The sequence below is a fragment of the Nakamurella sp. GG22 genome, assembly GCF_052976845.2.
This window is the reverse complement of sequence record NZ_JBRIIO020000003.1, coordinates 17,955-43,990: the sequence shown is the minus strand read 5'-3', so window position 1 is coordinate 43,990 and position 26,036 is coordinate 17,955. Positions and strand designations below refer to the sequence as shown.

Here is a 26,036-nt window from a genome sequence, read left to right as displayed (position 1 = left end):
CGTGACGATCCTAGAAACGCTGGCGGTGTTCGTCGGGATCCCCGCGTTGATCTACGGCCTCATCGCCGTCTTGACGCTCATTCCCGGCAGGGCCAAGGGCCGGAAGACCAAGTACCGGCCGGGCTCCCCCTGGGAGTACCCGGCCCAGTGGTGGGCCGGCGACCAGCCCGTGGTGTCGGCCGGAACCGCTGCCGGAGCAAGGGCGTCGGGGGGTGGCGCACATGGCACATGGTGACTTCTCCAAGGGCGAGATCGAAGCGATGGGACCGGTCGCCGTCAAGTACTGGGACCCGCAGGTCGGCCCGTCCGGCGGCGTCGACCAGCCGCTGACCACCACGCAGCTCGAACTGCTCGACGACGTGATCAGGGAGGCCGAGCGGTTCACCGGTCTCCGGTTCTCGGCGTACCTGGGCGACATGGGCAGCAACACCGAGGCATTCGCGCAGGGCCTGCTGTCGGGTCTGGGCGCCGACGCCAGGGACGCCGTCCTGCTGGCGATCTCACCGGGGCAGCGTGTGGTGGAGGTGGCAACGGGTGGTGAGGCCGCCCGCCGGATCACCGACCGGGCGGCCCGGCTCGCTGTACTGGCGGTGGTCTCGTCATGCACCGACGGAGACATTCCCGGAGCGCTCGTCACCGGCATCAGGATCCTGGCCGACCAGGCCGGCACCCTCCCCGAGCGCTCGACCTGGTGACGCGAACGACGGGCCGACCTGATCGGGTCGGCCCGTCGTTCGCTGTCGCACGGCCGTGACCGTGCAGGTCAGCCCGCGTCGGCAGCTCTCGCACGCAACGCCCGCTCGGTTCCTGCGCGGCCCTCGGTCACCAAGCGGCGCAGGGCCGGCGGATGCTCTTTCGACTCCCACTCGGCGGTGAGGTCGACCGTGCGCTGCTCGACGGCCCACCTCGGGTAGAGGCCGACGACCACCTTCTGCGCGACCTCGATGGATCGCCGGGACCACACGTCGTCGATCACGGTGAAGTACCTGTCCACGAACGGCTCGAGCAGTTCGCGCTGCGCCGGATGCGAGAAGCCGGCGATCGCCGCGCTCTGCAGGGCATTCGCCATCCCGTCGTCGCCGACCACCCGCTCCCAGACGGCAGCCTTGTTCTCGGCCGTCGGGATCAGCGCGCGCATCTGCGTCGCGCTGCGCTCGCCGGAGGCCGTCGAATCGGCCGCCGCGGCGGCGTCGATCTCGTCGGTGCCGGCGAGTCCGTGCGCGACCAGGGCACCCAACAGCGTCCAGGACAGGTCCGTGTCGACGGTCAGCCCGTCAAGTGGTGCCGAACCGTCACGCCAGCCGGCGATCTCGGCCAACTGCCCGCTGCTGAGCTTCGCCCCGGCGAGCGCCTGCACAGCGGCGAGCTGGGTATCGCTCCCCGGCGCCGCCGACACAGCGACCTCCCGCAGCGCGCCGGTGACGGCCGGCCAGCCCTGCGTGTCAGCCCACTGCGGGTCGGCGTACGAACCGACCGCCACCTGCAACTGGGAGAAAACGCGCTGCAGGACGCCGATCTGGTCCTCGGTGGCCATCCCGCGCACGGCCAGCGTGACGAAGTCCCTGGCCCGCATCAGTGCGTCCCTGGTCATCTCCCAGACCGCCGACCACAGCAGCGTTCTCGGCAGTGATTCGGCCACCGCGGCGATCCCGTCGATGGCCGTCTCCAGCGATGCCGGATCCAGCCGTGCCTTGCAGTACGTCAGGTCGTCGTCGTTGAGCAGCACCAGCGCGCCGCGCCGGAGCCCGACGAGACCCGGTACCGCGGTTCGTTCCTCGACGACATCCAGCTCGACCCGGTCCGTGCGGACCAGCGCGCCATCGCCGTCCCGGTCGTAGAGGCCGATCGCCAGCCGGTGTGGTCTGCGCTCACCCTTGCCGGGGGCGGCACCGGATTGCAGGACCTCGAATCTGGTGATGACGCCCGCGTCGTCGACATCGATGTCGGCGCTGACGGTGTTTAGGCCGGTCGTCTGCAGCCAGGACGCGGCCCAGGCATGCAGGTCGCGGCCGGATGTCTCCTCGAGGGCCGCGAGCAGGTCTTCCAGGGTGGCGTTGCCGAAGGCATGGGCGGCGAAATATGCCCGCAGCCCGGTGAGGAACTCCTCGAAGCCGACGTAGGCGGCGAGCTGCTTGAGCACGCTGGCGCCCTTGGCATAGGTGATGCCGTCGAAGTTGACCTCGACGGCTGCCAGATCGACCATGTCCGCGGCGATCGGGTGGGTGGACGGCAGCTGATCCTGCACGTACGCCCACGATTTCTCGACGTTGGCGAACGTCGTCCACGCCGAGGTGTACTCGGTGGCCGACACCTGGGCCACGACGGACGCCCAGGTCGCGAACGACTCGTTCAGCCACAGGTCGTCCCACCAGCGCATCGTGACGAGATCGCCGAACCACATGTGCGCCATCTCGTGCAGGATCGTTTCGCAGCGGCGTTCGTACAGGTACCGGGTGACCCTGGAGCGGAAGACGTACTCCTCCCGGAACGTCACGGCGCCCGCGTTCTCCATGGCGCCGGCGTTGAACTCCGGCACGAACAACTGGTCGTACTTGCCGAACGGGTAGCGCACGCCGAAGGCGCCGTGGAAGAAGTCGAAACCCTGCTTCGTCTGGGTGAACAGCCGTTCGGCGTCGAGGTGCTCGGCGAGCGTGGCACGGCAGAAGATGCCCAGGTCGATGCCGTCGTGATGGTCCCGGACGACGTGGTACGGCCCGGCGATGAGCGCCGTGACGTAGGTGCTCATCGGCTCGGTGGTGGCGAAGCGGTGGACGACCGAGCCCGACGGGCCCGGTTCGACCGAGGTCGACGCGCCGTTCGAGACGACCTGCCAGTCGGCCGGCGCCGTGACGGTGACGCTGAACCGGGCCTTCAGATCGGGCTGGTCGAAGCAGGCGTACAGCCGCTTGGCGTCCGCCGTCTCGAACTGCGAGTACAGGTAGACGGCACCGTCGACCGGGTCGACGAACCGGTGCAGGCCCTCACCGGTGTTGGTGTAGAGGCCCACCGCCTCAACGGTGAGGGTGTTGGTCTCCCCGAGATCGTCCAGCGCGAGACCGCCTGCCGTCGTCCAGCCGCCCACATCGAGCGACCGGCCGTTCAACGTTGCGGCCGCGATGCCGTCCCCGACGAAGTCGATCACCGTGCCGGCGCCCGGTGTGGCATCGAAGGTGACGGTCGAGGTGGTGGCGAAGGTCTTCTCCCCGGGCCCTCCCGCGCCGTCCGTCAGGTCGATGGCGATCTCGTAGGATGAGGTCGACACCGTGGACGAACGTTCGGCTGCTGCTGCGCGGGTCAGGTTCGGCGCCTGCGACATGCGGATCCTTCCGGTTCGGGATGCTGCCGGCCCGGACAACGATCGGCAGGCCACGGAGTGTATTGCCGATGGCGTCGGCACTGGCAAACGCAGGAAACCCGGAACAAGACGCCGGCGGTGATGGTTGCTGCTGTCGGCGGATCAGCACCGGCGCATCGGATGTGCCGGTCGGCAGTGCACGCCACGTTTCACGACATCTCACGAGGGGCTCTTCTTCCATGACCGAAAGCGCGACCATGTTCAGCGATCTCCCGTCCAGCTCCGGCTTTCCCGCGGCCGCTGCCACGCCCGCAGCAGCCCGCGACAGGGTGGATTTCTGGTTCGACCCGGCGTGCCCGTTCGCGTGGGTGACCTCGCGGTGGGTCCTGGAGGCGGAGAAGGTCCGGAACATCGAGGTCCACTTCCACGTCATGAGCCTGGCGGTGCTGAACGAGAACCGCGCCATCAGCGAGAACTACAAGCGCCGGCTGGAGACCGCGTGGGGCCCCGTGCGGGTCGCGATCGCGGCTGTCGCGGCTCGCGGCGACGACGTTCTCGGACCGCTGTACACGGCGATGGGCACCCGGATCCACAACCAGAAGATCGACGACCGCTCGGTCGTCATCGAACAGGCGCTCGCCGAGGTCGGCCTGCCGGCCGGTCTGGCCGCCGCCGCGACGTCGTCCGAATACGACGAAGCACTGCGGGCCAGTCACCACGCGGGCATGGACGCCGTCGGCGACGACGTCGGGACCCCGACCATCCACATCAACGGTTCCGCCTTCTTCGGCCCCGTCATCACCCGGATCCCGCGGGGCGAAGAGGCCGGTGAGCTCTGGGATGCCGCGGTCAAGCTCGCCTCGTTCCCGTACTTCTTCGAGATCAAGCGCACCAGGACCGAGAACCCGCAGTTCGACTGAGGCCGCGGCGTGCCATCCCTGTAACCCACCACCGTTAGGGTGGGCGCAGCCGGGTGGCTGACCGGCCCGGCGTTGGACTACGGAGGCAGTGATGACGTCGAACCCGGGTGCGGCATCGGTCGGTTCCGGTTCGGGCCCGCTCGGCGGCATGTCGCCGCTGGGCATCCCGCTGCCGCCGGATCTGCGCAGTGGCCCGATCGTCGCCGGCGTCGACGACGCGATCGCCTGCGGCCGGCCGTTGCGGGCGGCGGTGTTCCTGTCCAGGGCAACCGGCCGGCCGTTGCTGCTGGTGCACGTCCGGCGCCGTGCCATGCCGATGGTCGAGGGCTACGTCCCGCTGCCCGAGGAGATGGGCGCCAACGACGAGGCCGAGGACGCCGTCGAGGCCGAACTGGTCCGCGCGTTGAACGACTCCGGTGATCTCGCGGAGGTGACCTGGGAGCTGGTCTCCACCACCGGTGACGCCGGGGCAGAACTGGTGCGGATCGCCGAGGAACGTGACGCCGCCTGTGTTGTCGTCGGCAAACGGCACACCGGCTTCGCCGACTTCCTGCACCGCATCGCGTCCGGTTCGGTCTCCCGTGCCGTCGTCGCCCGGCAGAAGTTCCCCGTGCTGGTGGTGCCCTGATCCGGCGGGCCTGGCCGCGCCCGGACTCGGCCGGTAGGACACACTGATCGCCATGCGTGTCTACCTTGGTTCCGACCATGCCGGCTTCGAGTTGAAGGCCGCCGTTCTCAGCCACCTGTCCGACGCCGGTCACGAGGTGATCGACATCGGCCCCGCCCAGTACACAGCCGGTGACGACTACCCGCCGTACTGCATCGAGACCGGCCGCCGGGTGGTCGCCGACCCGGGGTCGCTCGGAGTCGTCATCGGCGGATCCGGAAACGGCGAACAGATCGCGGCCAACAAGGTGGACGGGGTGCGCGCCGCGTTGGCCTGGAACCTCGACACCGCGCAACTGGCCCGCCAGCACAATGATGCGAACGTCGTCTCGCTCGGCGCCAGGATGCACGACATCCCCACCGCACTCAGCTTTGTCGATGCCTTCGTGTCGACCGAGTTCTCGCACGATCCCCGGCATCAGCGGCGGATCGACCTGGTCAGCTCGTACGAGGCGGACCCCGGCCCGCAGGACCTGCCGGGCTGATCGTGGCCGGCCGTCATGAGCCGTTCGGTGACCTGCCGGTCACCGGGTCGCTGACCGTACCGGCCAAGGCGCTGGCCTGGAGCTTCTCACGCTCGTCCGGACCGGGCGGGCAGGGAGTGAACACCGCGGACTCGAGAGTCGAACTCTCCGTGCACATCCCGTCGCTGGGCTGGCCGGAGTCCATGACCCGGCTGGCCATCGAACGGCTCCGCTCCCGAATGGTCGACGGCGTGCTGTCGGTCAGCGCATCCGAACACCGCCAGCAGATCCGCAACAGGGAGGCAGCCAGGGCCAGGATGGCCGGCCTGCTGCGAGAGGCGGTCGCGCCGGCCGGGCCGGTCCGGCGGCCCACCAGGCCCACCGCCGGTTCCCGGCGTCGACGGCTCGATGCCAAGCGCCGACGGTCGGAGATCAAACAGGGCCGCAAGACGGTGATGGACTGAGAACCCCGGCCTACTGGCTGCTCTCGCCGGGCCGGCGCCGGGAGCGGTCCGGCCGGCGGCCGGCGGTCAGCGCGGTCGGCGGCACGTAATGCCGCCGGATTATCGTCACCTCGGCCTCGGCCGCGGCGAGATCGGCGTCGCTGGGCAGCGCGACCTCCCGGGCGCGCATCGCCGCGACGGGGGAGACCTGGCTCGAGCGGGTGGTGACCAGCGAACGCAGTGATCGCTCGGCGGCGTCCTCGCGGGCCGTGCGCCCGCTCCGCCGTTGCGTCTCGCCCGTACCGGCCGAGTGCTGCGGTGCCGGGTCGCGCCCCGGGGGATGCGCACCGTGACCGGGTCCAGGGACGTGCGGGTGAGCGTGCGCGGCCGGCGCCTCCGGTGACGTTGCGGCCACGTCGCCGACCTCGCCGTGGTCGGGGACCGCCGGCGCCGCATTCTGGAATTCGACGTCCTGGGGCTCGACTTCCCGGGAGTCGGCATCGTGCGATCGGGTATCCGGCGAGTCGGCGACCTGCGGGCCGGGCGGCCCGGCTGCGCGGCGCACCGCCCGCCGCCGTCGGCGCGGTGCCGGGGTCGCGTCATCCTGCAGGCCGGCCATCGGCTCAGCATGCCCGATCGGTCACCTGCTGACCACGTGCGGGGCCATCGGGTTTGACTCCGCGCCCCGCGGGGAACCGCCGCACCGGTCGCCGCTCGGCCTCAGAAGCCTTCCGGGCACCACGGGGCCAGTGGCCAGCCCAGGGCCGATCCGAGCGCGCCGACCGCCGCGGGCGTGCCGGTCACCAGTCCGGCCTCGACCAGCCGGGCCAACGATGTACCGCCGAGCAGGCAGGCACCGAGATCCCTGATGTCCAGAGTGATGTCGGCCCCTGCAGTGGTCCGCTCCGCCTGACCACCGTCCGGGCTCAGCTGCAACGACCAGGTTCCATCATTCCAGGGGCAGGTCGCGTCCACGATCCGCACCGTCACCCGTGCCGCGGAGTTGTACTGCCGCAGCCGAATCGCCCGGTCGAGGTCGACGATCCGCAGCCACACGTGATCGTGCCGGGACACCGTGACGCTGCGCGGGTCCAGCAGCAGGCTCGGCAGCGGGTCGTCGACCCAGCCGCGGTGATAGGTGACCTGCCTGGTCAGGTCCAGGTCGAGCAGGAATCGCCACAACGAGGCGAAGGCGCGTGGGGTGGCGGCGCAGATCTCGTCGAGCTGCAGGCCGAAGTCCGGTCCGCGGTCACCCCAGTCGGACTTGACCCGGTAGGCGACGTAACCGTCCTCGTGCAGGGCGAACCGGAGCTTGGACGCACCCCTGCGGGTCACGTCGTGATCGGAGAACCTGATACCCCAGATGGCATCCGACCGGCCGAGGTAGCCGGGGCGTTGGGCCGCCACCCGGTTGTAGATGGCCTTGACCTGGGGTCGGGCCTGCTCCGGTCGCACGTCGATGACGTTGTCGACCTGCACGCCGGGCCGGAAGGCCGCGCCATGGGTGACCTGATAACGGGCCTGGTCGATCGCGCGGCCGTACCCGAACCGGCCGTACAGGGCGGCCTCACTCGCGGTCAGGATGGCGACCGCCTCGCCCGCGCTGTCGTGCAGACGGTGCAACTGGTCGGTGATCATCTGCCGCAGCAGGCCCCGGCGCCGCCAGCCAGGCCGGACGCCCACCCAGGACACGCCCGCGGCGGGGTGTACTCCGCCACCGGGAAACGTCAGGTCCTTGGACAGGATGCAGGCGACCGCCACGAGACGATCCGCGGCCGCCGGGTCGCGGACGCCGATGAAACGGTCCAGCTCGAGCTCGGGAACGATGACCTCGTCCAGGAACTCGACGGGCATGTCCTGGCCGAACGCGGTGGCGTCCAGTTCCAGGATGTCGGCGAGGTCATCGTCCTTCAGGTCGCGCACGACGAGTGGCTGAGGTTGGGTCACCCGACCACCCTGCCGCACGCGGCCGTCGTTGTCGTCCGACTTTGTCCGGCAGACCTTTGTGAAGCGCAGTCAGTGACCGGTTCCCGGGGTCTCCGGCTGGCCGATCCTGGCCAACAGCTCGACGAACTCGGGATCGGTGATGGTGAAGCGCTTGCCACCCTTGATCCGGTCGAATTCGATGGCCCGGAGTTCGTCGCCGCGCTCCTCGTCATGGCCGATGACGCCCGGGATACCCGCCATCGCCGACTCGACCGCGAGGTCGGTCATCTGCTTGATCAGGATCAGGTCGGTCTCGTCGGCAGGTGCCGATCGCGCGAAGTACCCGGACTTCTGCACGAGCACCTTCTCAGCCCCGAGCCGGGCGGCGAACTGCTTCGCGAACCACTGACCCGGGTTGACCTGATCGAGCTTCACGTGGCCGAACGGGTCGCGGGGGACGTCGGCGCCGGACTGCTCGAGTTCGGCGACGATGCTGTCCAGACCGGCTCCCTCGGACAGGAAGATGGTCACGTTGCCCACTGAGTCCATCACCTGCTTGAGCCGGTCCGACTCGGCCTCCAGGTCGAACGAGGCCTCGGGGACGTACACCCCGTGGATCGCCCAGGCCTCCCGCGACAGTCCGAACTCCGGCAGCCACTGTTGGGTGTTGAGCCACCGGTCGTACGCCTCGGCGGTGGCTGCGGTGAGCCAACCGCAGTTCCGCCCCATCACCTCGTGCACGATCAGCATCCGGGAGTTGGAGTTGTGCTCCGCCACCACATTCCGGGCGAATCGGGCACCTTCCTCGGCAGCCGTCCACGCCCCCAGCGACTGCTTGATGGGGATGATGTCGTTGTCGATGGTCTTGGGCAGCCCCACGACCGTGAGCTCGTAGTCGTGCTCGTGCAGGTACGCCGCGAGGTCTGCGGCGGTGGTGTTCGTGTCGTCGCCGCCGATCGTGTGAAGCACGTCGATCCCGTCGGATGCCAGGCGCTCGGCCGCAACCTGCAACGGATTCGCACCTTCGCTCACCAGCCCGCGCTTGACCAGATCCTTGATGTTGGTCAGCTTGACCCTCGAGTTGCCCAGCGGCGAACCGCCGAACAGCTTCAGCAGGCCGGCCCCCTCCCGGACCGCGGGGGTCACCGGGATGGAGTCGCCGCGGAGCAGGCCCTGGTAGCCGTGCCGGTAGCCGACGATCTCCACATCGGGCGCGAGTTCGCTGTAGCGCTCGATGAGGCCACCCACGGCAGCGGACAGACACGGGGCGAAACCTCCCGCGGTGAGCAGGGCGACCTTGCGCATCGGTGTGGGGCCTTTCTACGGGGCGGTGAGGCCGATTCCGGCGGCTTCGGTGCCGTTCCGGGAGACGGGCCGACCGGAGCCGGGCGGCGGGGTCAGCGTAGCGGCGCTTCGCCCGACGACGCTCGCCCTGTCGGTGGTTTCGGGTCGTTCGACCTGATCGTCCGGGGACAGCCGCTCAAGACGTGCAGGGCCGCCTGTCGTTGCGCGGCAGAGACTGTGGCCACCGTCACCACGAGTAATTTAGCCGCAGAAATAATCGGGTGAATCGGACACCGCCGAGCATTGTCGCTGGTGAAACGGTTACCAGCGGTGATCAAAAAACCTCAAGAGGGGCGCCCACGGGTGAGTGTGAGCTGTTGCCCCCTTGTCGTAACTGAATCGATGAAGCAAACTGATCTCACCACCCGGAAAGCAAGCATTGACGGTCTTGCCGGACGGGAAAGGTCTTGAGGCACACCACGCGCGTTCGATGACGAACGTCGGATCAGGCCCACGGCACCGATGCCGTTCTGAAGAGGCTGATCGTTCGAGAACTCCGGACAAAAAACCCCGGAGTACCCGCCAGAGCCGTCCCATACCTCTTCCCTTGGGGGAGTCCCTGCCATGTCCCTAGCAAGAATTGACCCTGACGATCGGTTGCCAGCGGCACCCGAATCCGATTCACGGGAATCCGACGATCGCCGCAGAGGCGCGCGTGATTCACCGTCCCTGATGATGCTCGTGCTGATCGCCACGATCGGCGTGCTGCTGTACACGACGTTCCTGTTCGATTTCTCGAACCGTGGCAACTGGATCCCGTACCTCATCGTGCTGACGGCCGAGACCGTCATCATCTTCCAGGCGTTGCTGTCACTGTGGACGATCCTGTCCAGCGGACACAACCCGCGGGGCTACCGGTTCCACAACGCGCAGACCCGGCTCTACGGTCCGCAGCACAAGAACATCGAGCCCGGAACGGATCTCACCCGGCTGCCGATGCACCTGCACGAGACCGAGGTGGCGATCGATGTCTACATCACCACCTACGGCGAGGAACTCGCGACGATCCGCCGCACGGTCGCTGCCGCTGTCGCGATGCACGGCCGGCACACCACCTACATCCTGGACGACGGTAAGTCCGACGACGTCAGGGCTCTGGCCGCCGAGCTCGGCGCCGAGTACATCGCCCGTGAGGGCAACGTCGGCGCCAAGGCCGGCAACATCAACCACGCCCTCGGCGTCACGAGCGGCGAGTTCTACGTCATCCTCGACGCGGACTTCGTTGCGGCACCTGACTTCCTGTACCAGACCGTGCCGTTCTTCGCGGAGTCCAACGTGGCCTTCGTGCAGACCCCGCAGGCCTACGGCAATTTGCACAACCTGATCTCCCGCGGTGCCGGCTACATGCAGTCGGTCTTCTACCGGTTCATCCAGCCGGGCAAGAACCGCTTCAACGCGGCTTTCTGCGTCGGCACCAACGTGATCTTCCGGCGCTCGGCGATCGAGCAGATCGGTGGCATGTACACGGACTCGAAGTCCGAGGACGTCTGGACCTCCCTCAAGCTGCACGAGTACGGCTGGAAGTCGGTCTACATCTCCACCGTGCTCGCCATCGGCGACACCCCGGAGACCATCGAGGCCTACACCAAGCAGCAGTTGCGCTGGGCGACCGGCGGTTTCGAGATCCTGCTCAAGCGGAACCCGTTCTCCCGCAAGATCAAGCTGACGCTCGACCAGCGGATGCAGTACTTCGGTACCGCGACCTTCTACATGGTCGGCATCGCGCCCGGCCTGCTGCTGCTGGTCCCGCCGCTGCAGATCTACTTCGGCCTTGCCCCGATCAACTCCGGTGTCAGCTTCGGCACCTGGCTGCTGTACTACCTCGGCTTCTACTTCATGCAGGTCGTCGTCGCGCTGTACACCATCGGCTCGTTCCGCTGGGAAACGCTGATGCTGGCCACCGCGTCCTTCCCGATCTACGGTCGGGCACTGGTCAACGCGGTCTTCAAGAAGGACCAGAAGTGGCACGTGACGGGTTCGACCGGCAAGAAGGCTTCGCCGTTCAACTTCATCACCCACCAGCTGATGGCGTTCGTCTTCCTGGCCATCACCTCGGTGGTGGGTATCTGGCAGGCGCTGACGGTGAGCTCCTTCACCCTTGCGCTGCTGTGGAACCTGCTGAACACCTTCATCCTGGGCCTGTTCGTCGCCACCGCATTCCGTGAGTCACGCGGCAACCGCCGCGAGGCCAAGGGTCTGCCGCGGGTTTCCCCGAAGCGGGCCGCACGCAAGGCCGCGAAGGCGCAGAAGGCGCTGAAGTCCGACCAGAACCTCAACACCGACAGGCTTGTCGACGGTATCGAGTCCACCGAGAACAGCCCGCTGTCCAACCCGAAGACCAATGTCCCCGTGGTCGCTGCCTCCAACACCGCAGTGGCCCCCGCGTTCGACGAGCGGCCCGCCGCCGATCGGACCCTTGCAAGTGTGGAGAGTGCAAAATGACCTGGCGCAAACGAATCGGTCTTGCCATCGGCCTGCTCTCGGTGGTCGCCCTGGCCGCCGGACTGACCATGCTCGTCAACTACAACAGCGGCAAGGTCGCGGGTAAATCCGCTTCCCTCGTCGCCGAGGACTACCCGGTCGGGACGGATTACTCCGGCACGATCACCCAGCAGTTCGTGCAGGTCGGCGACCAGGTTGCCGCCGGACAGCCGCTTTTCGAGGTCGAGTCCGCTGCTCTCGAGCGTGACCTCGCCCAGGGCCTTGTCACCCCGGAGAACCTGACCCACGAGGTCAAGGGCAACAACACCCTGGTCATCACCGCCACCAACGCGGGTCTGATCGACGACATCGCCTACGCGGCCGGCGCCTTCGTGCCGTCGAACTCGACGATCGCCACCGTCCAGCAGGCCGGATCGATGTACGTCGAGGCCGACTTCCTGCTCAGCGCCAAGGACTATGCACGGATCCCGGCCGGCGCGACGCTGGACATCACCCTGCCGAACAACGAGCAGATCAGCGCCAAGGCCTCCCAGATCCAGGTCCGCACCGAGAACGGCGAGGCGCGCACGCTGGTCAAGGCCTACAGCGACGAACTCGCCAACGGCACCGGCCTCTTCGCGGTCGGCACCCCGGTCCAGGCGACCCTGCACCTGACCAACGACGGCGTCGTCACGGACGTCACCAACACCGTGACCGGTTGGTTCGGGGTCCAGGCCTGAGCCGTCCCGCAAGGGAACGACCCACACCGACACCACCTACGAAACCACGAGTGAGATGACTATCAACGACACCGCCAACACCACAGTCTCAGCACGAAGATCTCTCCGCAGCACCCTGACCAAGCCGCTCATCCTGATCGCCGGCGCCGCCCTGGTGGCGGGTTGCACCTCCGCCAACGGCGGAAGTGCGACCGCCACCGATTCCTCCGGGAATCCGGCGTCGGCGACCAGCCCGGCCGCCGCGCCGGCCGACGTCGCGGCCGATCTCGCGAACGTGACCCAGAAGAGCGTTTCCAAGATCGCCCCGACCCGGCTCGCCGACGGCCTGGTGCCGCCGACCAACCGCTGGTTCTCCGGACTCGTCTTCGGTGACGAGCCGCAGCCGGTGTTCCCGATGCCGCTGTCCGCGGCGCTCACCGACAAGGGTTTCGGCCTCGGCCTTCCGGAGGTCACCGCCTCCGAGAAGACGATCATGGGCGGTTCCAACCCGCAGCTGCAGGTGCCGCTCGGCGCCTCGAAGATGCAGGTCACCGCGTACGACACGCTGTCGGTCACCTCGACCTACAACGACGCGGACGGCAACGCCCTCGGTTCGGTCGTGCTGGTGCAGGGTTCGCCCTTCGTCACCTACACGGCCGCCGCGGACCAGACCGTCGCACTGGAACCGGTCTTCAAGGCCGGATCAACCGAAGGCGCCTACACCAGCACGGTCGCCGGGCATGAGTACGGCCTGGTGGTCGGCAACGGAGCAGCCGTCGACGACGGCGGCAAGGTGACCCTGAAGTCGGGGTCGACCATGACGCTCTACGGCGCTCCCGAAGGTGCCGACGCCGCGTCGCTCGCCGCTGCCGCGGCCGACCCGGTGGTCAGCACATCCGTCGACCATGCGGTCGACGGGGACACCGTCAAGACGACGCTCAATTACGTCACCGCCAACGGCGGGGACACGGTCATCTCGCCGATGGCCGGCCAGACGGTGGACGGCGGCTCCAAGGCCACCGGCACCTACAAGAGCATCTACGGCACGATGGACCTGTACACCGGCACCTCGCTCACCACGACCGCGCCGGTCACCCAGCCCTCCGCCGAACTGGACCTGTCCACCCTGTCCGACGAGGACAAGGCCGCTGTGGTCGCGCAGATCAAGACCGACGCGGCCGCCATCGACTTCGCCGCCTCGGCCACCGACACCTATTTCGGCGGCAAGATGCTCTACCGCGCGGCGAACCTGATGACGCTCGCCGAACAGTTGGGCGCCACCGATGTGGCCGCCGAGCTGCGGACCGGGCTGACGGCCGAACTGCAGAAGTGGTTCGACCCCAAGGGTTGCGAGACGTCGGCGACGAAGTGCTTCGTCTACGACGAGGGCATCAAGTCGATGATCGGGCTGGAGGCCTCGTTCGGCTCCGACGAGCTCAACGACCACCACTTCCATTACGGCTACATGCTCTACGCCGCAGCGGTTGTCGCCAAGAACGACCCGGCATTGGCCGACGAGTTCGCACCCGTCGCCGACCTTCTGGTCGCCGACATCGCCTCGTCGCAGGCCAGTGACAGCTTCCCGCAGTACCGGAACTTCGATCCGTACTCCGGGCATGCGTGGGCCTCGGGCAGCAGTCCGTTCGCGGACGGCAACAACCAGGAGTCCAGCAGCGAGTCGGTCAGTGCCTGGAACGCGCTGGCGATGTGGGAGCAGGTGCGCGGTAACACCGACATGTACGACCAGGCGGTGTGGATGATGAGCACCGAGGCCCATTCGGCGAAGCTGTACTGGACGGACGCGGACTTCAGCGAGTTCCCGGAGTTCACCCACAAGATCGCCGCCCTCAACTGGGGTGGGAAGCGCGACTACGCCACCTGGTTCAGCCCGGAGCCGGGCGCAATGCTCGGAATCCAGCTGATCCCGATGGGTTCGTACTCCACCTACCTGGCCGGCGACGCCGACCGGATCAAGGCCAACCTCGCCGAGGGTGCGCCCGGTGGCTACGGGGCCCAGTTCGGCGAGTACATGGTCCAGTACCTGGCGCTGGCCGACCCGGCCGCGGCGCGCGAGCAGCTGGCGAACCTGCCCGACGAGATCGACAACGGAACCACGAAGGCCTACGTCATGGCGTACGTCTTCAGCAGGCCGGAGCCGTCGGCATCATGACGAATTCCCGTTCCGTCGCGACGCACCGCAGTCATCTGCGTCGCGTGCGGCGGACCGGGTGAGGCACTCACCCCCCGGCGTCCGGAACCGTCAAACCCGCCGGCCGGGGAGTGAGTGGGGGAGCCTCGGTCGCCCCGGTCTCTAGGGACAGGGCCGGGGCGACCGATGGTGATCTCCAGCACAGGATGGTAGCAAGACTTTACGGAGCGAAGACTCCCGTTCAGCCCGGACCTGATGATCAGGTCCGGGCTGAACGCTGTCCGGGGGTTGCCGCGATCGATTCGCCGGGTTCGGACGGGAAACCGCTCGGATGGCGTTGGAAAGTGGCGAATCGATGTGCGCCTGTCGTCGGCTAGAGGCCGGGACTGGAATGCATCAGCCCGCCGTCGACGAAGATCGAGGTGCCGTTGATGTACGACGCGCCGTCGGAGGCCAGGAAGGCGACCACGGTGGCGATCTCCTTCGGCTCCGCCATCCGGCCGAGCGGGATCGCGGCATCGAGGGTCTTCATCGCGGCCGGGTCGTTCATGGTGGCGGTGTTGATCGGGGTGGCCACCGCGCCCGGCCCGACATTGACCATCCGGATGCCGTGCGGGCCGAGCTCCTGACCGGCGGTCCTGGTCAGCATCCTGACCCCGCCCTTGGCCAGGCAGTACGCGGTGTTGCCGGGCATCGGCCAGTCCTCGTGCACGGAGCTCATGGTGATGATGCAGCCGCCACAGCCCTGAGCGATCATCTGTTTCGCGGCGATCTGGGTGCCGAAGAACGCGCTCTTCAGGTTGACGTCGAGCACGAAGTCGTACTGCGACTCGGTCGTCTCCAGCACGTTGGTGCGGGTCTCGACTCCGGCATTGTTGACCATGATGTCGAGCCGGCCGAACTTCTCCACCGCCTTGTCGACCAGCATCTGCAGGTCGGCGACCTTGCTGACATCGGCGTCGACCCCGATCACCCGGTCCTCGCCGATGGCCGCGAGTTGTTCCTCCAGTTCCTCGGTGGCCTCCGGGTGCGAGACGTAGTCGATGACGATGCTCGCGCCCTGCGCGGCCAATTCGAGGACGACCGCCTTGCCGATGCCGCTGTTGCCGCCGGTGACGATGTCGACCTTGCCGGTGAGGCTCATCGGGTTCCTGTTCTGTGAATGTGCGAGCGGCGGGCTGGGTCAGCTGCCGGTGGTGCGGGGCGGTGTGGTGAGGATCAGGTGGGCGACCAATGCGGTCCATCCGGTCTGGTGCTCGGCGCCGAGGCCCATTCCGGTGTCGCCATGGAAGTACTCGTGGAACGGGACGTTGTCCCGCCAGCGCGGGTCGGTGGCCAGCAGGTCGTACCAGCCGTGCACGGGACGGCGGCCGTTCGGGCCCGGCAGGAAGATCGATGTCAGCCGGTGGGAGATGTCGTCCGCGGCGGCGGTGAGCGTCAACCGTTGTCCCGACCGGGCGGGGTATTCGACCGTCACCTCTCCCGGTGCCAGTTCGTCGTAATTTCGCAGCGCCTCGACCAGCAGCACATTCAGCGGCATCCAGATCGGGCCCCGCCAATTGGAATTCCCGCCGAAGAGATCGGTTGTCGACTCCGCGGGTTCGTAATCGACGGAGGCGATGACGCCGCCGACCTCGATGCTGAACGGGTGGTCCCGGTGCCAGGCGGAAATGGCCCGGATGCCGTATTTCGACAGCAATCCGTCCTCTTCGAACACGTTGTCCAGCAACCGGACCAACCGCTCCGGCGGCACCAGCGCCAGCAGCCGGTGCCGCCGCCCGGCGATGTCCCGGGTATGGAACAGCTCGCGGTATTCCGGGTGGTTGTCCAGGAACCACCGTGCCCTGGTCTGGAAGTCGGGAAGCAGTATTCCGGTCATGCCGTCATACGGCAGCGCCGCGCTGATCGGCACCAGCCCGACCAATGACTTCACCTTGATCGGGACATCCGTCCCATCGGCGAGATGCAGGACGTCGTAGAAATACGAGTCGGCCTCGTCCCACAGGCCCGCGTTGTTCGCCGCCCCCGCGATGGCGAGGAAGTGCTCGAAAAACTTGGTGGCGACGTCCTCGTAGGACTGGTTGTGCACGGCGAGCCGCAGCGCCATCTCGAGCAATCCCTGCGCGTACATCGCCATCCACGCGGTGGAGTCGGCCTGCTCCAGATACCCCTCCGACGGTGGCAGGGCCGAGCGGTCAAGCGGGGCGATGTTGTCCAGCCCCATGAACCCGCCCTGGAAGAGGTTGTTCCCGCCGTGATCCTTGTTGTCCACCCACCAGGTGAAGTTGATCAGCAGCTTGTGGAAAATCCTTGCCAGAAAGGTGAAGTCGGTTCCGCCGTCGATCTCGAAGACCTTGTTGGCCGCCCAGGCATGGACCGGCGGGTTGACGTCGGAGAAATTCCATTCGTAGGCAGGGATCTGGCCGTTGGGGTGCATGTACCACTCGCGCAGCAGCAAGACGAGTTGCGCCTTGGCGAACGCGGCGTCGATGTGCGCCAGCGTCACGCAGTGGAATGCCAGGTCCCAGGCGGCGAACCAGGGGTACTCCCACGGGTCCGGCATGAGGATGACCTCGTGGTTGTTCAGGTGCAGCCATGTGCCGTTGCGGATCAGCCCGCGACCCGGCGGCGGCGGTGGTTGGGTCGGATCTCCCTTGAGCCAGCGCTGCACGTCGTAGTGGAAGAACTGCTTACCCCACAACAGCCCGGCGAACGCCTGCCTGGCCACCACGGCCTCGTCCGGGGTGGCGGTGGACGGGATGACGGCGCCGTAGAAGGCGTCCGCCTCCTTCTTCCGGGCGGCGATGACGGCGTCGAACGGCCGGCCCAGCGGGATGGGTTCCACGCTGGGCTGCAGCGGGTCGACGTCGACCGCCGGGTGCGGGACGCCGACCATCCGCACCTTGATGGTGGTGGACCCGCCGGCCGGCACGGTCACCGTGTAGTGCAGTGCGGCCTTGGTGCCCTCGTTGACCGGGTTGACCGTCGCGGCACCGAAGATGACGTGGTCGTTGATGCCGTCCTTCGGATACGGCGTGACATTCCGCGCGCCGAACAGCCTGGTGTCGTTGGTCTCGTTCTCGCAGAACAGCGGCTCGGGGGATCCGTCACCGACCAGCACGAAAGGGCCGGACTTCGAGTGGCTGCCGACGATCCGGTTGCCGTCCAGTCGCAGCGTCGGCTTGGGGTGGTCGTCGTAGCCCCACGACCAGGTGTTGCGGAACCACAACGTCGGCAGCACATGCAATGTCGCCTCGTCAGGCCCTGCGTTCTCCACGGTGATCCGCATCAGCAGATCCCGCGGGGCGGCTTTGGCGTAGTCGACAGTGACGACCCAGTAACGGCTCTCGTCGAAGATGCCGGTGTCGACGAGCTCGTACTCCGGGTCCAGCTTCCCGCGCCGGGCGTTCTCGGCGAGCAGGTCGCCGTACGGAAACTCCCGCTGTGGATAGTGGTACCGCCAGGTGTTCCAGGAATGGGTCGGGGTGCCGTCGAGGTACCACCAGTACTCCTTGACGTCCTCGCCGTGGTTCCCCTGCGGGCCGGTGAGGCCGAACATCCGCTCCTTGAGGATCGGGTCGACGCCGTTCCACAGCCCGAGCGACAGGCACCAGTTTTGTGTCTCGTCGCAGAACCCCGCCATCCCGTCCTCGTTCCAGCGGTACACCCTGGACCTGGCGTGGTCGTGCGGGAAGAAGGACCAGGCGTCGCCGTCCGCGCTGTAGTCCTCGCGCACCGTGCCCCAGGCGCGTTCGGACAGGTAGGGGCCCCAGTCCCGCCACGGCGCCGTGCCGTCATCGGCCTCGGCCAGCCGCGCCTGCTCCGCCTTCGCTCCGCGGGGCCGCGGCTTCGGCTTCGACTTCGGCTTCGGTCCCGGATGTCCGGCCGTGGACGGACGGGCGGATCTGGTCATCGTGGCGTCTCCTGGTGTCCTGGCGAGCGGCTCATCCGTCGGCGGCCGATATCGTCGGACGGTCCGCGACGTCGTCGGCCCAGGCGATGCGGCCCGATGTGCCCTCGAGTTCCAGGTCGGGCGCGCGGTTGTGGTGGAAGTAGTCCTCTGCCCAGTTCAGGAAGGCGTCGACCCGGCTGTGCGTGCCGCTCAGCAGGATCGCGTGCAGACCCAACCACGCGGCGAACGCGATCGGCCCCTCGACCTGATGGCGGTGCGCACCCAATTCGGCGACTGCGGCGTTGCGGCCGATCATCGCCATGATGCCTTTGTCGTGATAGTGGAACGGCTTTGTCGGCTCGCCGTGGATGAGCGAGATCACGTTCTTCGCAGCCCATTTCCCCGACTGCTGGGCTACCGATCCCAACTGCGGCAGGGTGCGGTCGCCGGGTCCGGGGATGTTGGCCACGTCGCCGATCGCGAAGACGCCATCGAAGCCCGGCGCCATCAGATCGGGTCCGACGTCGATCCGCCCGCCGCGGCCCGGTGTCGCGCCGGTGGAGGACGCGATCGGCGACGCCGATTCACCGCCGCCCCAGATCACTGTCCTGGTCGCCAGAACCGTCCCGTCGGACAGCTGTACCGAGTCCGGGTCGACACGGGTGACAGCGACGCCGAACGTGACATCGACTCCATGAGTTTGCAGCTTCGCCAGCGCGTAGGCATGGGATTTCTCCGTGAACGGCTTCAACAGCGCGTGGCCGTGGTCCACCAGGTGTACGCGGGCGGAGTCCGCGAGGTGGCCGTCCTCCTTCAAGGCGATGAACAACTCCGCGATTGCGCCTGCCGTTTCCACCCCGGTGGGACCGCCGCCGACGATGACGACTGTCAGCGGGTCGGCAGGTGGCTCCGGCGAGCAGTGCACCCGCAACAGCTCGTGCAGGTGCAGCCGCAGGCGCTCGGCATCGACGATCGAATACAGCGGGAAAGCGTGCTGATCGGCGCCCGCGACGCCGAAGAAGTTCGCTGTCGCGCCGGCCGCCAGCACGACATGGTCGGCGTCGCGGACCATCCCGTCCGCCGTGGTCACCCGGCGGCTGCTGAAATCGATCGCCGTCACCGGGGAGCGGACGACGGCGACCGTCGGATGATCGGCGAAGACGACGCTCAAGGGACGGGCGACGTCCTCCACGGGGAGCTGCGAGCTCGCGACCTGGTAGAGCAGCGGCTGGAATTGCAGATAGTCGTTCCGGTCGATCAGCAGTACCTCGACGCCTTTTCGTCCGAGTTCGGAGGCGCACGCGGCCCCCGCCATTCCTCCGCCCACCACGACGACTGCGGTCAACAATGCCCCCTCCCCTCGGCCCGACACCGTCGGTGCCCATCGCCAGTCCCCATTGCGCGAACCGACGGCTGCCTTTCCCCGAAGACTGTGCCCCTTGGTCGGAAGCCCGCTCATCGTCCCATTCGGGTTAAACGCCCGACGAGAGGGTCCGGCAGCGGGCCACACCGTGAACCGCGGTTGAACAGCGGATGTCCGGCAGGGGAGTGCAACCGGCTCAACGGACAATGATGGCCTACATTCCGTTTCATGTCCGTCACCGTACGACCGGGTTCTCCTTTTCCGTTGGGTGTGCACTTCTCCGGATCGGGCGTCAACGTCGCCGTGTATTCCTCCGTCGCCGATGAGGTGCTGCTGTGCCTGTTCGACAAGGACGGCACGGAAACCAGGCTGCCATTGCCCGGCCTGGACGCCGGTGTCTGGCACGGTTTCCTGGACGGGATCGAACCGGGCCAGGAATACGGCTTCCGGGCACGCGGGCCGTACGATCCGGCCGCCGGGCAGCGCTGCAACCCGAACAAGCTGCTGCTCGACCCGTACGCCGTGGCGATCACCGGTGACGTCCGCTTCGGACCTTCGATCTACGGCCATGACCTCGACAACCACGACCGTGCAAGTGATCTGGACTCCGCCGGCGATGTGCCGCGCGGACTGATGCTCGCATCGCCGCCATCGCTGGGTCCGAACTCGGAGGGCGGCCTCCCCTCCGGTGTCACCCGACCGTCCAGGCACCTGTCGGATTCGGTCCTGTACGAAATCCACGTCAAGGGCTTCACGGCGCGCCATCCCGACATCCCCCCCGATATCCGTGGAACCTATGCCGGCCTCGCGCACCCGGCCGCGATCGGGCATCTCCAGCGGCTCGGTATCACCGCCGTGGAATTGCTGCCCGTCCACCAGAATGTTGCGGAGGGATTCCTCATCGAGCGCGGTCTCACCAATTACTGGGGATACAACACCATCGGGTTCTTCGCGCCGCATGCCGATTACTCTGCGTCAGTTCGGGCAGGATGTCCCGGCGGCCAGGTCGCCGAATTCCAGGACATGGTGCGCGCGCTGCACGACGCGGGTATCGAGGTCATCCTGGATGTCGTCTACAACCACACCACCGAGGCCGGCCCCGACGGGCCGACATTCTCGCTGCGCGGTCTGGACAATGCCGCCTACTACCGTCTCGATCCGAACGATCAGGCCGCCTACGTGGACACGTCCGGATGTGGCAATGCGCTGAACGTCGGAAATCCCGCATGCCTGCGGTTGATCATGGATTCGTTGCGCTACTGGGTGACGGTGATGGGCGTGGACGGGTTCCGCTTCGATCTCGCGCCGACCCTCGCGCGTCAAGAGGGCGGGTTCGACACCGTCGCGGCGTTCTTCGACCTGGTGTGGCAGGACCCCGTGCTGGCGCAGGTCAAGCTGATCGCCGAGCCGTGGGATGTCGGCCAGGGCGACAGCTACGACGTCGGGCGTTTCCCCGCCGGCTGGGCGGAATGGAACGGCAAGTTCCGGGACACCGTGCGCGACTTCTGGCGCAGTCATGACGGCCTGCTGCCCGACCTCGCGACCAGGCTGACCGGCTCCGCCGACCTCTACACCCAGCACCGCCGGGGACCGGACGCGTCGATCAACCTGGTGACCGTGCACGACGGATTCACCCTGGCCGACCTGGTGTCCTACGACGACAAGCACAACGAGGCGAACACCGAGCACAACCGCGACGGCACGAGCGACAACCGTTCCTGGAACTGCGGTGTCGAGGGACCCAGCTCCGACCCGGCGATCGTGCAGCTCCGGGCGAGGCAGCGCCGCGCACTGCTGTCCACCTTGTTGCTGGCCAGGGGAGTCCCATTGCTGCTCGGCGGAGACGAGGTCGGTCGCACCCAGCAGGGGAACAACAACGCCTACTGCCAGGACAACGAGATCGCCTGGTGGGACTGGTCGTCGATGGACACGGAGCTGCGAGATTTCACCGCAAACCTGATCGGGCTACGGCGCCGGCATCCGGTGTTGCGTCGTCGTACCTTCCCCGCGCAGCCGGACACCATCCGCTGGTTCACGCCGTCGGGCGCGCCGATGACCGGCTCGGACTGGTCGGACGGTGCCGCGAAGAGCGTGGCCATGGTGTTGTCCGGGTCGGCCGAGCCGGACATCGGCGATGACGGTGCACCGCTGATGGATGACACCATCGCCCTGCTGATCAACGGCTGGTGGGAGCCGCTGACCTTCTCGGTCGACTGGGACGGCGATCGCACGTTCACGGTGGAATCGGACAGCTGTCAGCCCGAGCGCCGGGGCCGGGTCACGGGCGGCGGCGATGTCGTCGTCGGTCCCCGGTCGTTGGTTGTGCTGCGGGAATCCTGAGCCGGTCCCACCACCCGCGCACGGAAGACGAAGTACGTCCAGCCCTGATTCAGCAGGACGAGCGAGCGAGACCTCGTTGCCGTCCCACACCGGGCCGATGGTGTTGATCGCCACCCGCCGCTCGGTGTCGGTGCGGCCGACGACCTGGTGCAGGGCGAGGGCCGGGGTCCGTACATCGTCCGGATGGGGTGAGCCGGGATGGGGTGGGCCGGACGGGGCCGGGAACGGTATGGAGCGGGCGACGAGAATCGAACTCGCATCATCAGTTTGGAAGACTGAGGCTTTACCACTAAGCTACGCCCGCCTTGCACCCGCCGGTGGCCGATGCGCCATTGATGCTAACCCATTCCGCTACGCTTCCAGATGCGCACCGGGCTCGCCGGGTGCGGGCGCCGGGGTGTAGCGCAGCTTGGTAGCGCATCCGCTTTGGGAGCGGAAGGCCGCAGGTTCAAATCCTGTCACCCCGACCACCGCCGGCGAGCTGCCGGTGCCGGTCTGCTCCGTGCCGATTTGCTGAGTGGCGGCCCGATCTTCACGGCACCTCCATGGCACATGACGCGCGGCGCCCGGGCGTCGGCCGCTGGCCTAGAATCGACGGCGGCTCTGCCCGGCGGCGCCGCCGTCCAATGGTGGCGTCCTGTCCCGGGTCGGCCCACGCGCTCCGCGCATGCACACAGCCCCACCATCATCGAACGATCCGCCAGCACCAGCCAGCCCCCGAGGAGTACCGCACGTGAAGAGCACCGTCGAGCACCTGAACCCGACCAGGGTGAAGCTCACCGTCGAGGTTCCGTTCGACGAGCTCAAACCGCATTTCGACAAGGCCTACGGCGTCCTCGCCGGGCAGGTCCGGATCCCGGGCTTCCGCCCGGGCAAGGTCCCCGCCCGCATCCTGGACGCCCGGCTCGGCCGCGGCACCATCCTGACCGAGGTCGTCAACGAGGCGGTGCCGGTCAAGTACGGCGAGGCGATCGCGGACGCGAACCTCAGCGTGCTGGGCCAGCCGGAGATCGAGGTCACCCGGATCGACGACGGTGACGCCCTCGGCTTCACCGCCGAGGTCGACGTCCGGCCGGAGCTGACGCTCCCGTCGCTGGACGACGTCGCGGTGACCGTCGACGACGTCGAGGTGACCGAGGCCGACATCGACGAGCAGGTCGAGGCGCTGCGCGACCGCTTCGCCACCACGACCGTGGTCGAGCGGCCGGCCGCCGAGGGCGATTCGGTCAGCATCGACCTGACCGCCAGCGTGGACGGCGAGGTGCTCGAGGACGCGACCACCGAGGGGCTGACGTACACCGTCGGTGCCGGCGACCTGGTCGAGGGCATGGACGACGCCGTGACCGGCCTGTCCGCCGGCGAGAGCGCGACCTTCCCGACGGTGCTCGTCGCCGGCGGCTACGCGGGCCGGGAGGCCGAGGTCACCGTGACCGTGCAGTCGGTGTCCGAGCGCGCGCTTCCCGAGGTCGACGAGGAGTTCGCCCAGCTGGCCAGCGAGTTCGACACGGTCGAGGAGCTGCGGGCCGATCTGGCCGACAAGATCCGGCGGGTCAAGAACCGGACGCAGGCGGCCGATGCCAGGGACAAGGTGCTCGAGGCCCTGCTCGAGGTCACCGAGATCCCGACGCCCGAGACGATCGTCGACGCGGAGTTCAAGTCCCGCGAGCACGACGCCGTACATGCCTTCGACCACGACGAGGATGCGCTGAACGCGCACGTCGAGCGGGAGGGTCAGACCCGCGAGGAGTTCGACGCCGAACTGCGCGACAGTGCTGTCAAGGCGGTCAAGGTGCAGCTGCTGCTCGATGCGCTGGCCGAGGACCAGCAGGTCGGCGTCAGCCAGGAGGAGTTCACCGAGCGGGTGCTCTACAACGCCCAGCGGCTGGGTGTCTCGCCCGACGAGTACTTCTCCCGTCTGCAGGAGGGCAACCAGCTCGGCGCCGTGTTCGCCGAGGTGCGCCGCGGGAAGGCCCTGGCCGGCGCGGTCGAGAAGGCCACCGTCACCAACACCTCCGGTGAGGTGCTCGATGTCGCCGCGCTGTTCGGCGTCGAGGCGGTCACCGACGAGGAGCGGCTCGCCGAGGCACTGGAAGAGGCCCAGTCGTCCAGCGAGAGCGGGCTGACCGTGACCGAGCAGGTCGCCGCGGAGGAACTGGCGGAGGAGATCGTCTCCGAGGCCGTCGCGGAGGAGCTGGCGGAGGAGATCGTCGAGGCCGAGATCGTGGACGAGATCGTGGAAGAGGTCGCTCAGGACGACAGCGAGCCCCGTAGCTGACCCGCCGGCCGGCGGTCACGCCGTCAGCGAACAGGGGACGGTTCTGCCATCGCGCGGGGCGCGCCAGTGGTTACTGTCGGATGAGATTCCCACCGGGGCCGGCCTGTTTGCCGGCCGAGAAATGCCGAATCCAACCAGCATCTCTTGCAGATGTGGGTCATCGAAGAGGAGTTGTCCGTGAGCCACCGTCACCCGCTCGCCGGCTCGAGGGCCCTTGAGGCCGTCCAGCGACTGGAAGCGATCGCCCCGGGGCTGAGTGCCCCCATGATGCGCGGAACACCGGGCATGTCGCTGTCGGACTCGGTGTCCGAGCGACTGCTCCGCGAACGGATCATCCTGCTCGGCTCCGAGGTGCGCGACACCAACGCCAACGAGATCACCTCCCAGTTGCTGTTGCTGGCGGCGGAGGATCCCGAGAAGGACATCACCCTCTACATCAACTCCCCGGGCGGCAGTGTCACCGCGGGGATGGCCATCTACGACACCATGATGTGGATCGAACCGGACGTCGCCACCACGGCGATGGGGTTGGCCGCATCGATGGGTCAGTTCCTGCTCACCGCGGGTGCGAAGGGCAAGCGCGCCGCGCTGCCGCACACCCGGATCCTGATGCACCAGCCGAGTGCGGGCGTCGGCGGTACCGCCGCGGACATCGCGATCCAGGCGGAGATGCTGACCAAGTCCAAGCGCGAGCTGACCGAGCTGCAGTCCCTGCACACCGGCCAGCCGATCGAGCGGATCGAGATCGACCAGGACCGCGACCGCTGGTTCACCGCCCAGGAGGCGCTCGAGTACGGCTTCATCGACAAGGTCGTCGCGCGCGCCGCGGACAACACCGGTGGCGCACCGGCCCTGGCCACCGATGGTGACCCGGACAAGCCGTCCCTGAAGAAGTGACCGGGTTGTTCAAGCAGGACTCGAAGGAGACAACATCGTGACTACTGCCAATTCCGGCCACCAGATGCCGGGTGGACTGGCTCACGGCAATGCGCTGAACCTGCCGCAGAGCCGGTACATCCTGCCGTCCTTCGTCGAGCGGACCAGCTACGGCGTCAAGGAGTCGAACCCGTACAACAAGCTGTTCGAGGAGCGCATCATCTTCCTCGGCGTGCAGATCGACGACGCGTCGGCGAACGACGTCATGGCCCAGCTGCTGACGCTCGAGTCCACCGACCCGGACCGCGAGATCATCATGTACATCAACTCGCCCGGTGGTTCGTTCACCTCCATGACGGCGATCTACGACACCATGCAGTTCGTCCGCCCGCACATCCAGACGGTGTGCCTCGGACAGGCCGCCTCCGCGGCCGCCGTGCTGCTCGCCGCCGGTACCCCCGGACGTCGGCTGGCACTGCCGAACTCCCGCATCCTGATCCACCAGCCCGCCACCGAGGGTGTCTACGGCCAGGTATCCGATCTGGAGATCCAGGCCAAGGAGATCGGCCGGATGCGGTCAGCGCTGGAGGAGATCCTGTCGCGGCACTCCAACAAGACCCCCGAAGAAGTCCGTAAGGACATCGACCGGGACAAGATCCTGACCGCGTCGGAGGCCAAGGATTACGGCCTCATCGACAACGTGCTGGAGTACCGCAAGCTCGCCTGAGCCCGGTGCTGCCGTCGCCGCGTGCGGGGGGAACGGCCGGCCGAAGTTTTCGGTGACGGAATTCCTCCCGCCCGACGCGGTCGGGCGGATACCCTTGGCGAGGAAACGTCATGCCGGGGGTCGGGTCCTGTCTTCGCCCAGGCGTGAAGAGGCCGTGTCATCGCCGTCAAACCGGGACTGGCACGAGTCCAACGGGTAACGTCAGCGGTCTCGGAA

General features: G+C 67.7%; 20 protein-coding genes and 2 tRNA genes. 14 read left to right on the top strand and 8 right to left on the bottom strand.

The window, feature by feature from the left end:
- Position 1 precedes the first annotated feature (1 nt).
- Positions 2–235: an aa3-type cytochrome oxidase subunit CtaJ gene (gene ctaJ / locus ACVBEQ_RS04410; RefSeq protein WP_447152222.1), complete on the top strand. Its 234-nt coding sequence runs from the start codon at positions 2–4 to the stop codon at positions 233–235.
- Positions 222–695 (top strand): DUF5130 family protein, encoded by a 474-nt coding sequence (locus ACVBEQ_RS04405; RefSeq protein WP_447152221.1) that lies wholly within the window; start codon positions 222–224, stop codon positions 693–695. Before ctaJ ends, ACVBEQ_RS04405 begins: the two co-directional genes overlap by 14 nt.
- A 68-nt stretch (positions 696–763) precedes the next feature.
- Here ACVBEQ_RS04405 and pepN read toward each other — a convergent pair whose 3' ends face one another.
- On the bottom strand, positions 764–3,316 hold the full coding sequence (gene pepN / locus ACVBEQ_RS04400) for an aminopeptidase N (RefSeq protein WP_447152220.1): 2,553 nt from the start codon (positions 3,314–3,316) through the stop codon (positions 764–766).
- Between the two features lie 236 nt (positions 3,317–3,552).
- Between pepN and ACVBEQ_RS04395 the strand changes: the two genes are divergently transcribed.
- The 4 genes from ACVBEQ_RS04395 (at position 3,553) to arfB (ending at position 5,809) form a co-directional block, all read left to right on the top strand.
- Complete coding sequence (locus ACVBEQ_RS04395; protein WP_447152484.1) at positions 3,553–4,215, top strand: mycothiol-dependent nitroreductase Rv2466c family protein; 663 nt, start codon at positions 3,553–3,555, stop codon at positions 4,213–4,215.
- Positions 4,216–4,306: 91 nt separating this feature from the next.
- On the top strand, positions 4,307–4,843 hold the full coding sequence (locus ACVBEQ_RS04390) for a universal stress protein (RefSeq protein WP_447152219.1): 537 nt from the start codon (positions 4,307–4,309) through the stop codon (positions 4,841–4,843).
- A gap of 52 nt (positions 4,844–4,895) precedes the next feature.
- Positions 4,896–5,366 carry a ribose-5-phosphate isomerase gene (locus ACVBEQ_RS04385; RefSeq protein WP_447152218.1) on the top strand — a complete coding sequence of 157 codons (471 nt, stop codon included), beginning with the start codon at positions 4,896–4,898 and terminating at the stop codon, positions 5,364–5,366.
- Positions 5,367–5,368: 2 nt separating this feature from the next.
- Positions 5,369–5,809: an alternative ribosome rescue aminoacyl-tRNA hydrolase ArfB gene (arfB, locus tag ACVBEQ_RS04380; protein ID WP_447152217.1), complete on the top strand. Its 441-nt coding sequence runs from the start codon at positions 5,369–5,371 to the stop codon at positions 5,807–5,809.
- Positions 5,810–5,819: 10 nt separating this feature from the next.
- Here the strand turns inward: arfB and ACVBEQ_RS04375 are convergent, their stop codons facing one another.
- The 3 genes from ACVBEQ_RS04375 to ACVBEQ_RS04365 form a co-directional block, all read right to left on the bottom strand.
- Positions 5,820–6,407, bottom strand: a complete 588-nt coding sequence (locus ACVBEQ_RS04375) for a hypothetical protein (protein ID WP_447152216.1) — start codon at positions 6,405–6,407, stop codon at positions 5,820–5,822.
- A 101-nt stretch (positions 6,408–6,508) separates the two neighbouring features.
- Complete coding sequence (locus ACVBEQ_RS04370; RefSeq protein ID WP_447152215.1) at positions 6,509–7,735, bottom strand: GNAT family N-acetyltransferase; 1,227 nt, start codon at positions 7,733–7,735, stop codon at positions 6,509–6,511.
- A gap of 69 nt (positions 7,736–7,804) precedes the next feature.
- Positions 7,805–9,019, bottom strand: a complete 1,215-nt coding sequence (locus tag ACVBEQ_RS04365) for a pyrophosphate--fructose-6-phosphate 1-phosphotransferase (RefSeq protein WP_447152214.1) — start codon at positions 9,017–9,019, stop codon at positions 7,805–7,807.
- Positions 9,020–9,730: 711 nt separating this feature from the next.
- Here ACVBEQ_RS04365 and ACVBEQ_RS04360 point away from each other — a divergent pair.
- Genes ACVBEQ_RS04360 through ACVBEQ_RS04350 form a run of 3 tightly spaced genes read left to right on the top strand, consistent with a single transcriptional unit; the run spans position 9,731 to position 14,368 of the window.
- Positions 9,731–11,500: a glycosyltransferase family 2 protein gene (locus tag ACVBEQ_RS04360; protein WP_447152213.1), complete on the top strand. Its 1,770-nt coding sequence runs from the start codon at positions 9,731–9,733 to the stop codon at positions 11,498–11,500.
- Positions 11,497–12,219 carry an efflux RND transporter periplasmic adaptor subunit gene (locus ACVBEQ_RS04355; RefSeq protein ID WP_447152212.1) on the top strand — a complete coding sequence of 241 codons (723 nt, stop codon included), beginning with the start codon at positions 11,497–11,499 and terminating at the stop codon, positions 12,217–12,219. Before ACVBEQ_RS04360 ends, ACVBEQ_RS04355 begins: the two co-directional genes overlap by 4 nt.
- A 55-nt stretch (positions 12,220–12,274) precedes the next feature.
- A complete protein-coding gene (locus tag ACVBEQ_RS04350) occupies positions 12,275–14,368 on the top strand; it encodes a glycosyl hydrolase (RefSeq protein ID WP_447152211.1) in 2,094 nt (697 codons plus the stop codon).
- 352 nt (positions 14,369–14,720) lie between these two features.
- Here ACVBEQ_RS04350 and ACVBEQ_RS04345 read toward each other — a convergent pair whose 3' ends face one another.
- From ACVBEQ_RS04345 to ACVBEQ_RS04335, 3 genes are read right to left on the bottom strand one after another with little or no spacing between them, the layout of a single operon-like run.
- Entirely contained in the window at positions 14,721–15,491 is a 771-nt protein-coding gene (locus tag ACVBEQ_RS04345; RefSeq protein ID WP_447152210.1) for a glucose 1-dehydrogenase, read from the bottom strand.
- 39 nt (positions 15,492–15,530) lie between these two features.
- On the bottom strand, positions 15,531–18,260 hold the full coding sequence (locus ACVBEQ_RS04340) for an MGH1-like glycoside hydrolase domain-containing protein (RefSeq protein WP_447152209.1): 2,730 nt from the start codon (positions 18,258–18,260) through the stop codon (positions 15,531–15,533).
- A gap of 31 nt (positions 18,261–18,291) precedes the next feature.
- Complete coding sequence (locus tag ACVBEQ_RS04335; RefSeq protein ID WP_447152208.1) at positions 18,292–19,584, bottom strand: NAD(P)/FAD-dependent oxidoreductase; 1,293 nt, start codon at positions 19,582–19,584, stop codon at positions 18,292–18,294.
- 246 nt (positions 19,585–19,830) lie between these two features.
- On the opposite strand from ACVBEQ_RS04335, the gene glgX reads away from it, so the two are divergent.
- Complete coding sequence (glgX, locus tag ACVBEQ_RS04330; protein ID WP_447152207.1) at positions 19,831–21,942, top strand: glycogen debranching protein GlgX; 2,112 nt, start codon at positions 19,831–19,833, stop codon at positions 21,940–21,942.
- A gap of 230 nt (positions 21,943–22,172) precedes the next feature.
- On the opposite strand, the gene ACVBEQ_RS04325 is transcribed toward glgX, so the two are convergent.
- A tRNA-Gly gene (locus ACVBEQ_RS04325) sits at positions 22,173–22,246 on the bottom strand.
- Positions 22,247–22,335: 89 nt separating this feature from the next.
- Here ACVBEQ_RS04325 and ACVBEQ_RS04320 point away from each other — a divergent pair.
- The 4 genes from ACVBEQ_RS04320 to ACVBEQ_RS04305 all read left to right on the top strand — a co-directional run bounded on the left by ACVBEQ_RS04320 (position 22,336) and on the right by ACVBEQ_RS04305 (position 25,820).
- Positions 22,336–22,412: transfer RNA gene (locus ACVBEQ_RS04320), tRNA-Pro, on the top strand.
- Positions 22,413–22,675: 263 nt separating this feature from the next.
- Positions 22,676–24,217, top strand: coding sequence for a trigger factor (gene tig / locus ACVBEQ_RS04315; protein WP_447152206.1), 1,542 nt, complete (start codon positions 22,676–22,678; stop codon positions 24,215–24,217).
- A 267-nt stretch (positions 24,218–24,484) separates the two neighbouring features.
- On the top strand, positions 24,485–25,114 hold the full coding sequence (locus tag ACVBEQ_RS04310; protein WP_447152483.1) for an ATP-dependent Clp protease proteolytic subunit: 630 nt from the start codon (positions 24,485–24,487) through the stop codon (positions 25,112–25,114).
- Positions 25,115–25,178: 64 nt separating this feature from the next.
- Positions 25,179–25,820, top strand: a complete 642-nt coding sequence (locus ACVBEQ_RS04305; protein WP_447152482.1) for an ATP-dependent Clp protease proteolytic subunit — start codon at positions 25,179–25,181, stop codon at positions 25,818–25,820.
- Positions 25,821–26,036: the final 216 nt, after the last annotated feature.

Coding starts and splice junctions, on each gene's coding strand:
- ACVBEQ_RS04405 (WP_447152221.1), top strand. CDS start 222: ATGGCACATGGTGACTTCTCCAAGGGCGAGATCGAAGCGATGGGACCG.
- pepN (WP_447152220.1), bottom strand. CDS start 3,316: ATGTCGCAGGCGCCGAACCTGACCCGCGCAGCAGCAGCCGAACGTTCG.
- ACVBEQ_RS04395 (WP_447152484.1), top strand. CDS start 3,553: ATGTTCAGCGATCTCCCGTCCAGCTCCGGCTTTCCCGCGGCCGCTGCC.
- ACVBEQ_RS04390 (WP_447152219.1), top strand. CDS start 4,307: ATGACGTCGAACCCGGGTGCGGCATCGGTCGGTTCCGGTTCGGGCCCG.
- ACVBEQ_RS04385 (WP_447152218.1), top strand. CDS start 4,896: ATGCGTGTCTACCTTGGTTCCGACCATGCCGGCTTCGAGTTGAAGGCC.
- ACVBEQ_RS04375 (WP_447152216.1), bottom strand. CDS start 6,407: ATGGCCGGCCTGCAGGATGACGCGACCCCGGCACCGCGCCGACGGCGG.
- ACVBEQ_RS04365 (WP_447152214.1), bottom strand. CDS start 9,019: ATGCGCAAGGTCGCCCTGCTCACCGCGGGAGGTTTCGCCCCGTGTCTG.
- ACVBEQ_RS04360 (WP_447152213.1), top strand. CDS start 9,731: ATGATGCTCGTGCTGATCGCCACGATCGGCGTGCTGCTGTACACGACG.
- ACVBEQ_RS04355 (WP_447152212.1), top strand. CDS start 11,497: ATGACCTGGCGCAAACGAATCGGTCTTGCCATCGGCCTGCTCTCGGTG.
- ACVBEQ_RS04350 (WP_447152211.1), top strand. CDS start 12,275: ATGACTATCAACGACACCGCCAACACCACAGTCTCAGCACGAAGATCT.
- ACVBEQ_RS04345 (WP_447152210.1), bottom strand. CDS start 15,491: ATGAGCCTCACCGGCAAGGTCGACATCGTCACCGGCGGCAACAGCGGC.
- ACVBEQ_RS04340 (WP_447152209.1), bottom strand. CDS start 18,260: ATGACCAGATCCGCCCGTCCGTCCACGGCCGGACATCCGGGACCGAAG.
- glgX (WP_447152207.1), top strand. CDS start 19,831: ATGTCCGTCACCGTACGACCGGGTTCTCCTTTTCCGTTGGGTGTGCAC.
- ACVBEQ_RS04310 (WP_447152483.1), top strand. CDS start 24,485: ATGCGCGGAACACCGGGCATGTCGCTGTCGGACTCGGTGTCCGAGCGA.
- ACVBEQ_RS04305 (WP_447152482.1), top strand. CDS start 25,179: ATGCCGGGTGGACTGGCTCACGGCAATGCGCTGAACCTGCCGCAGAGC.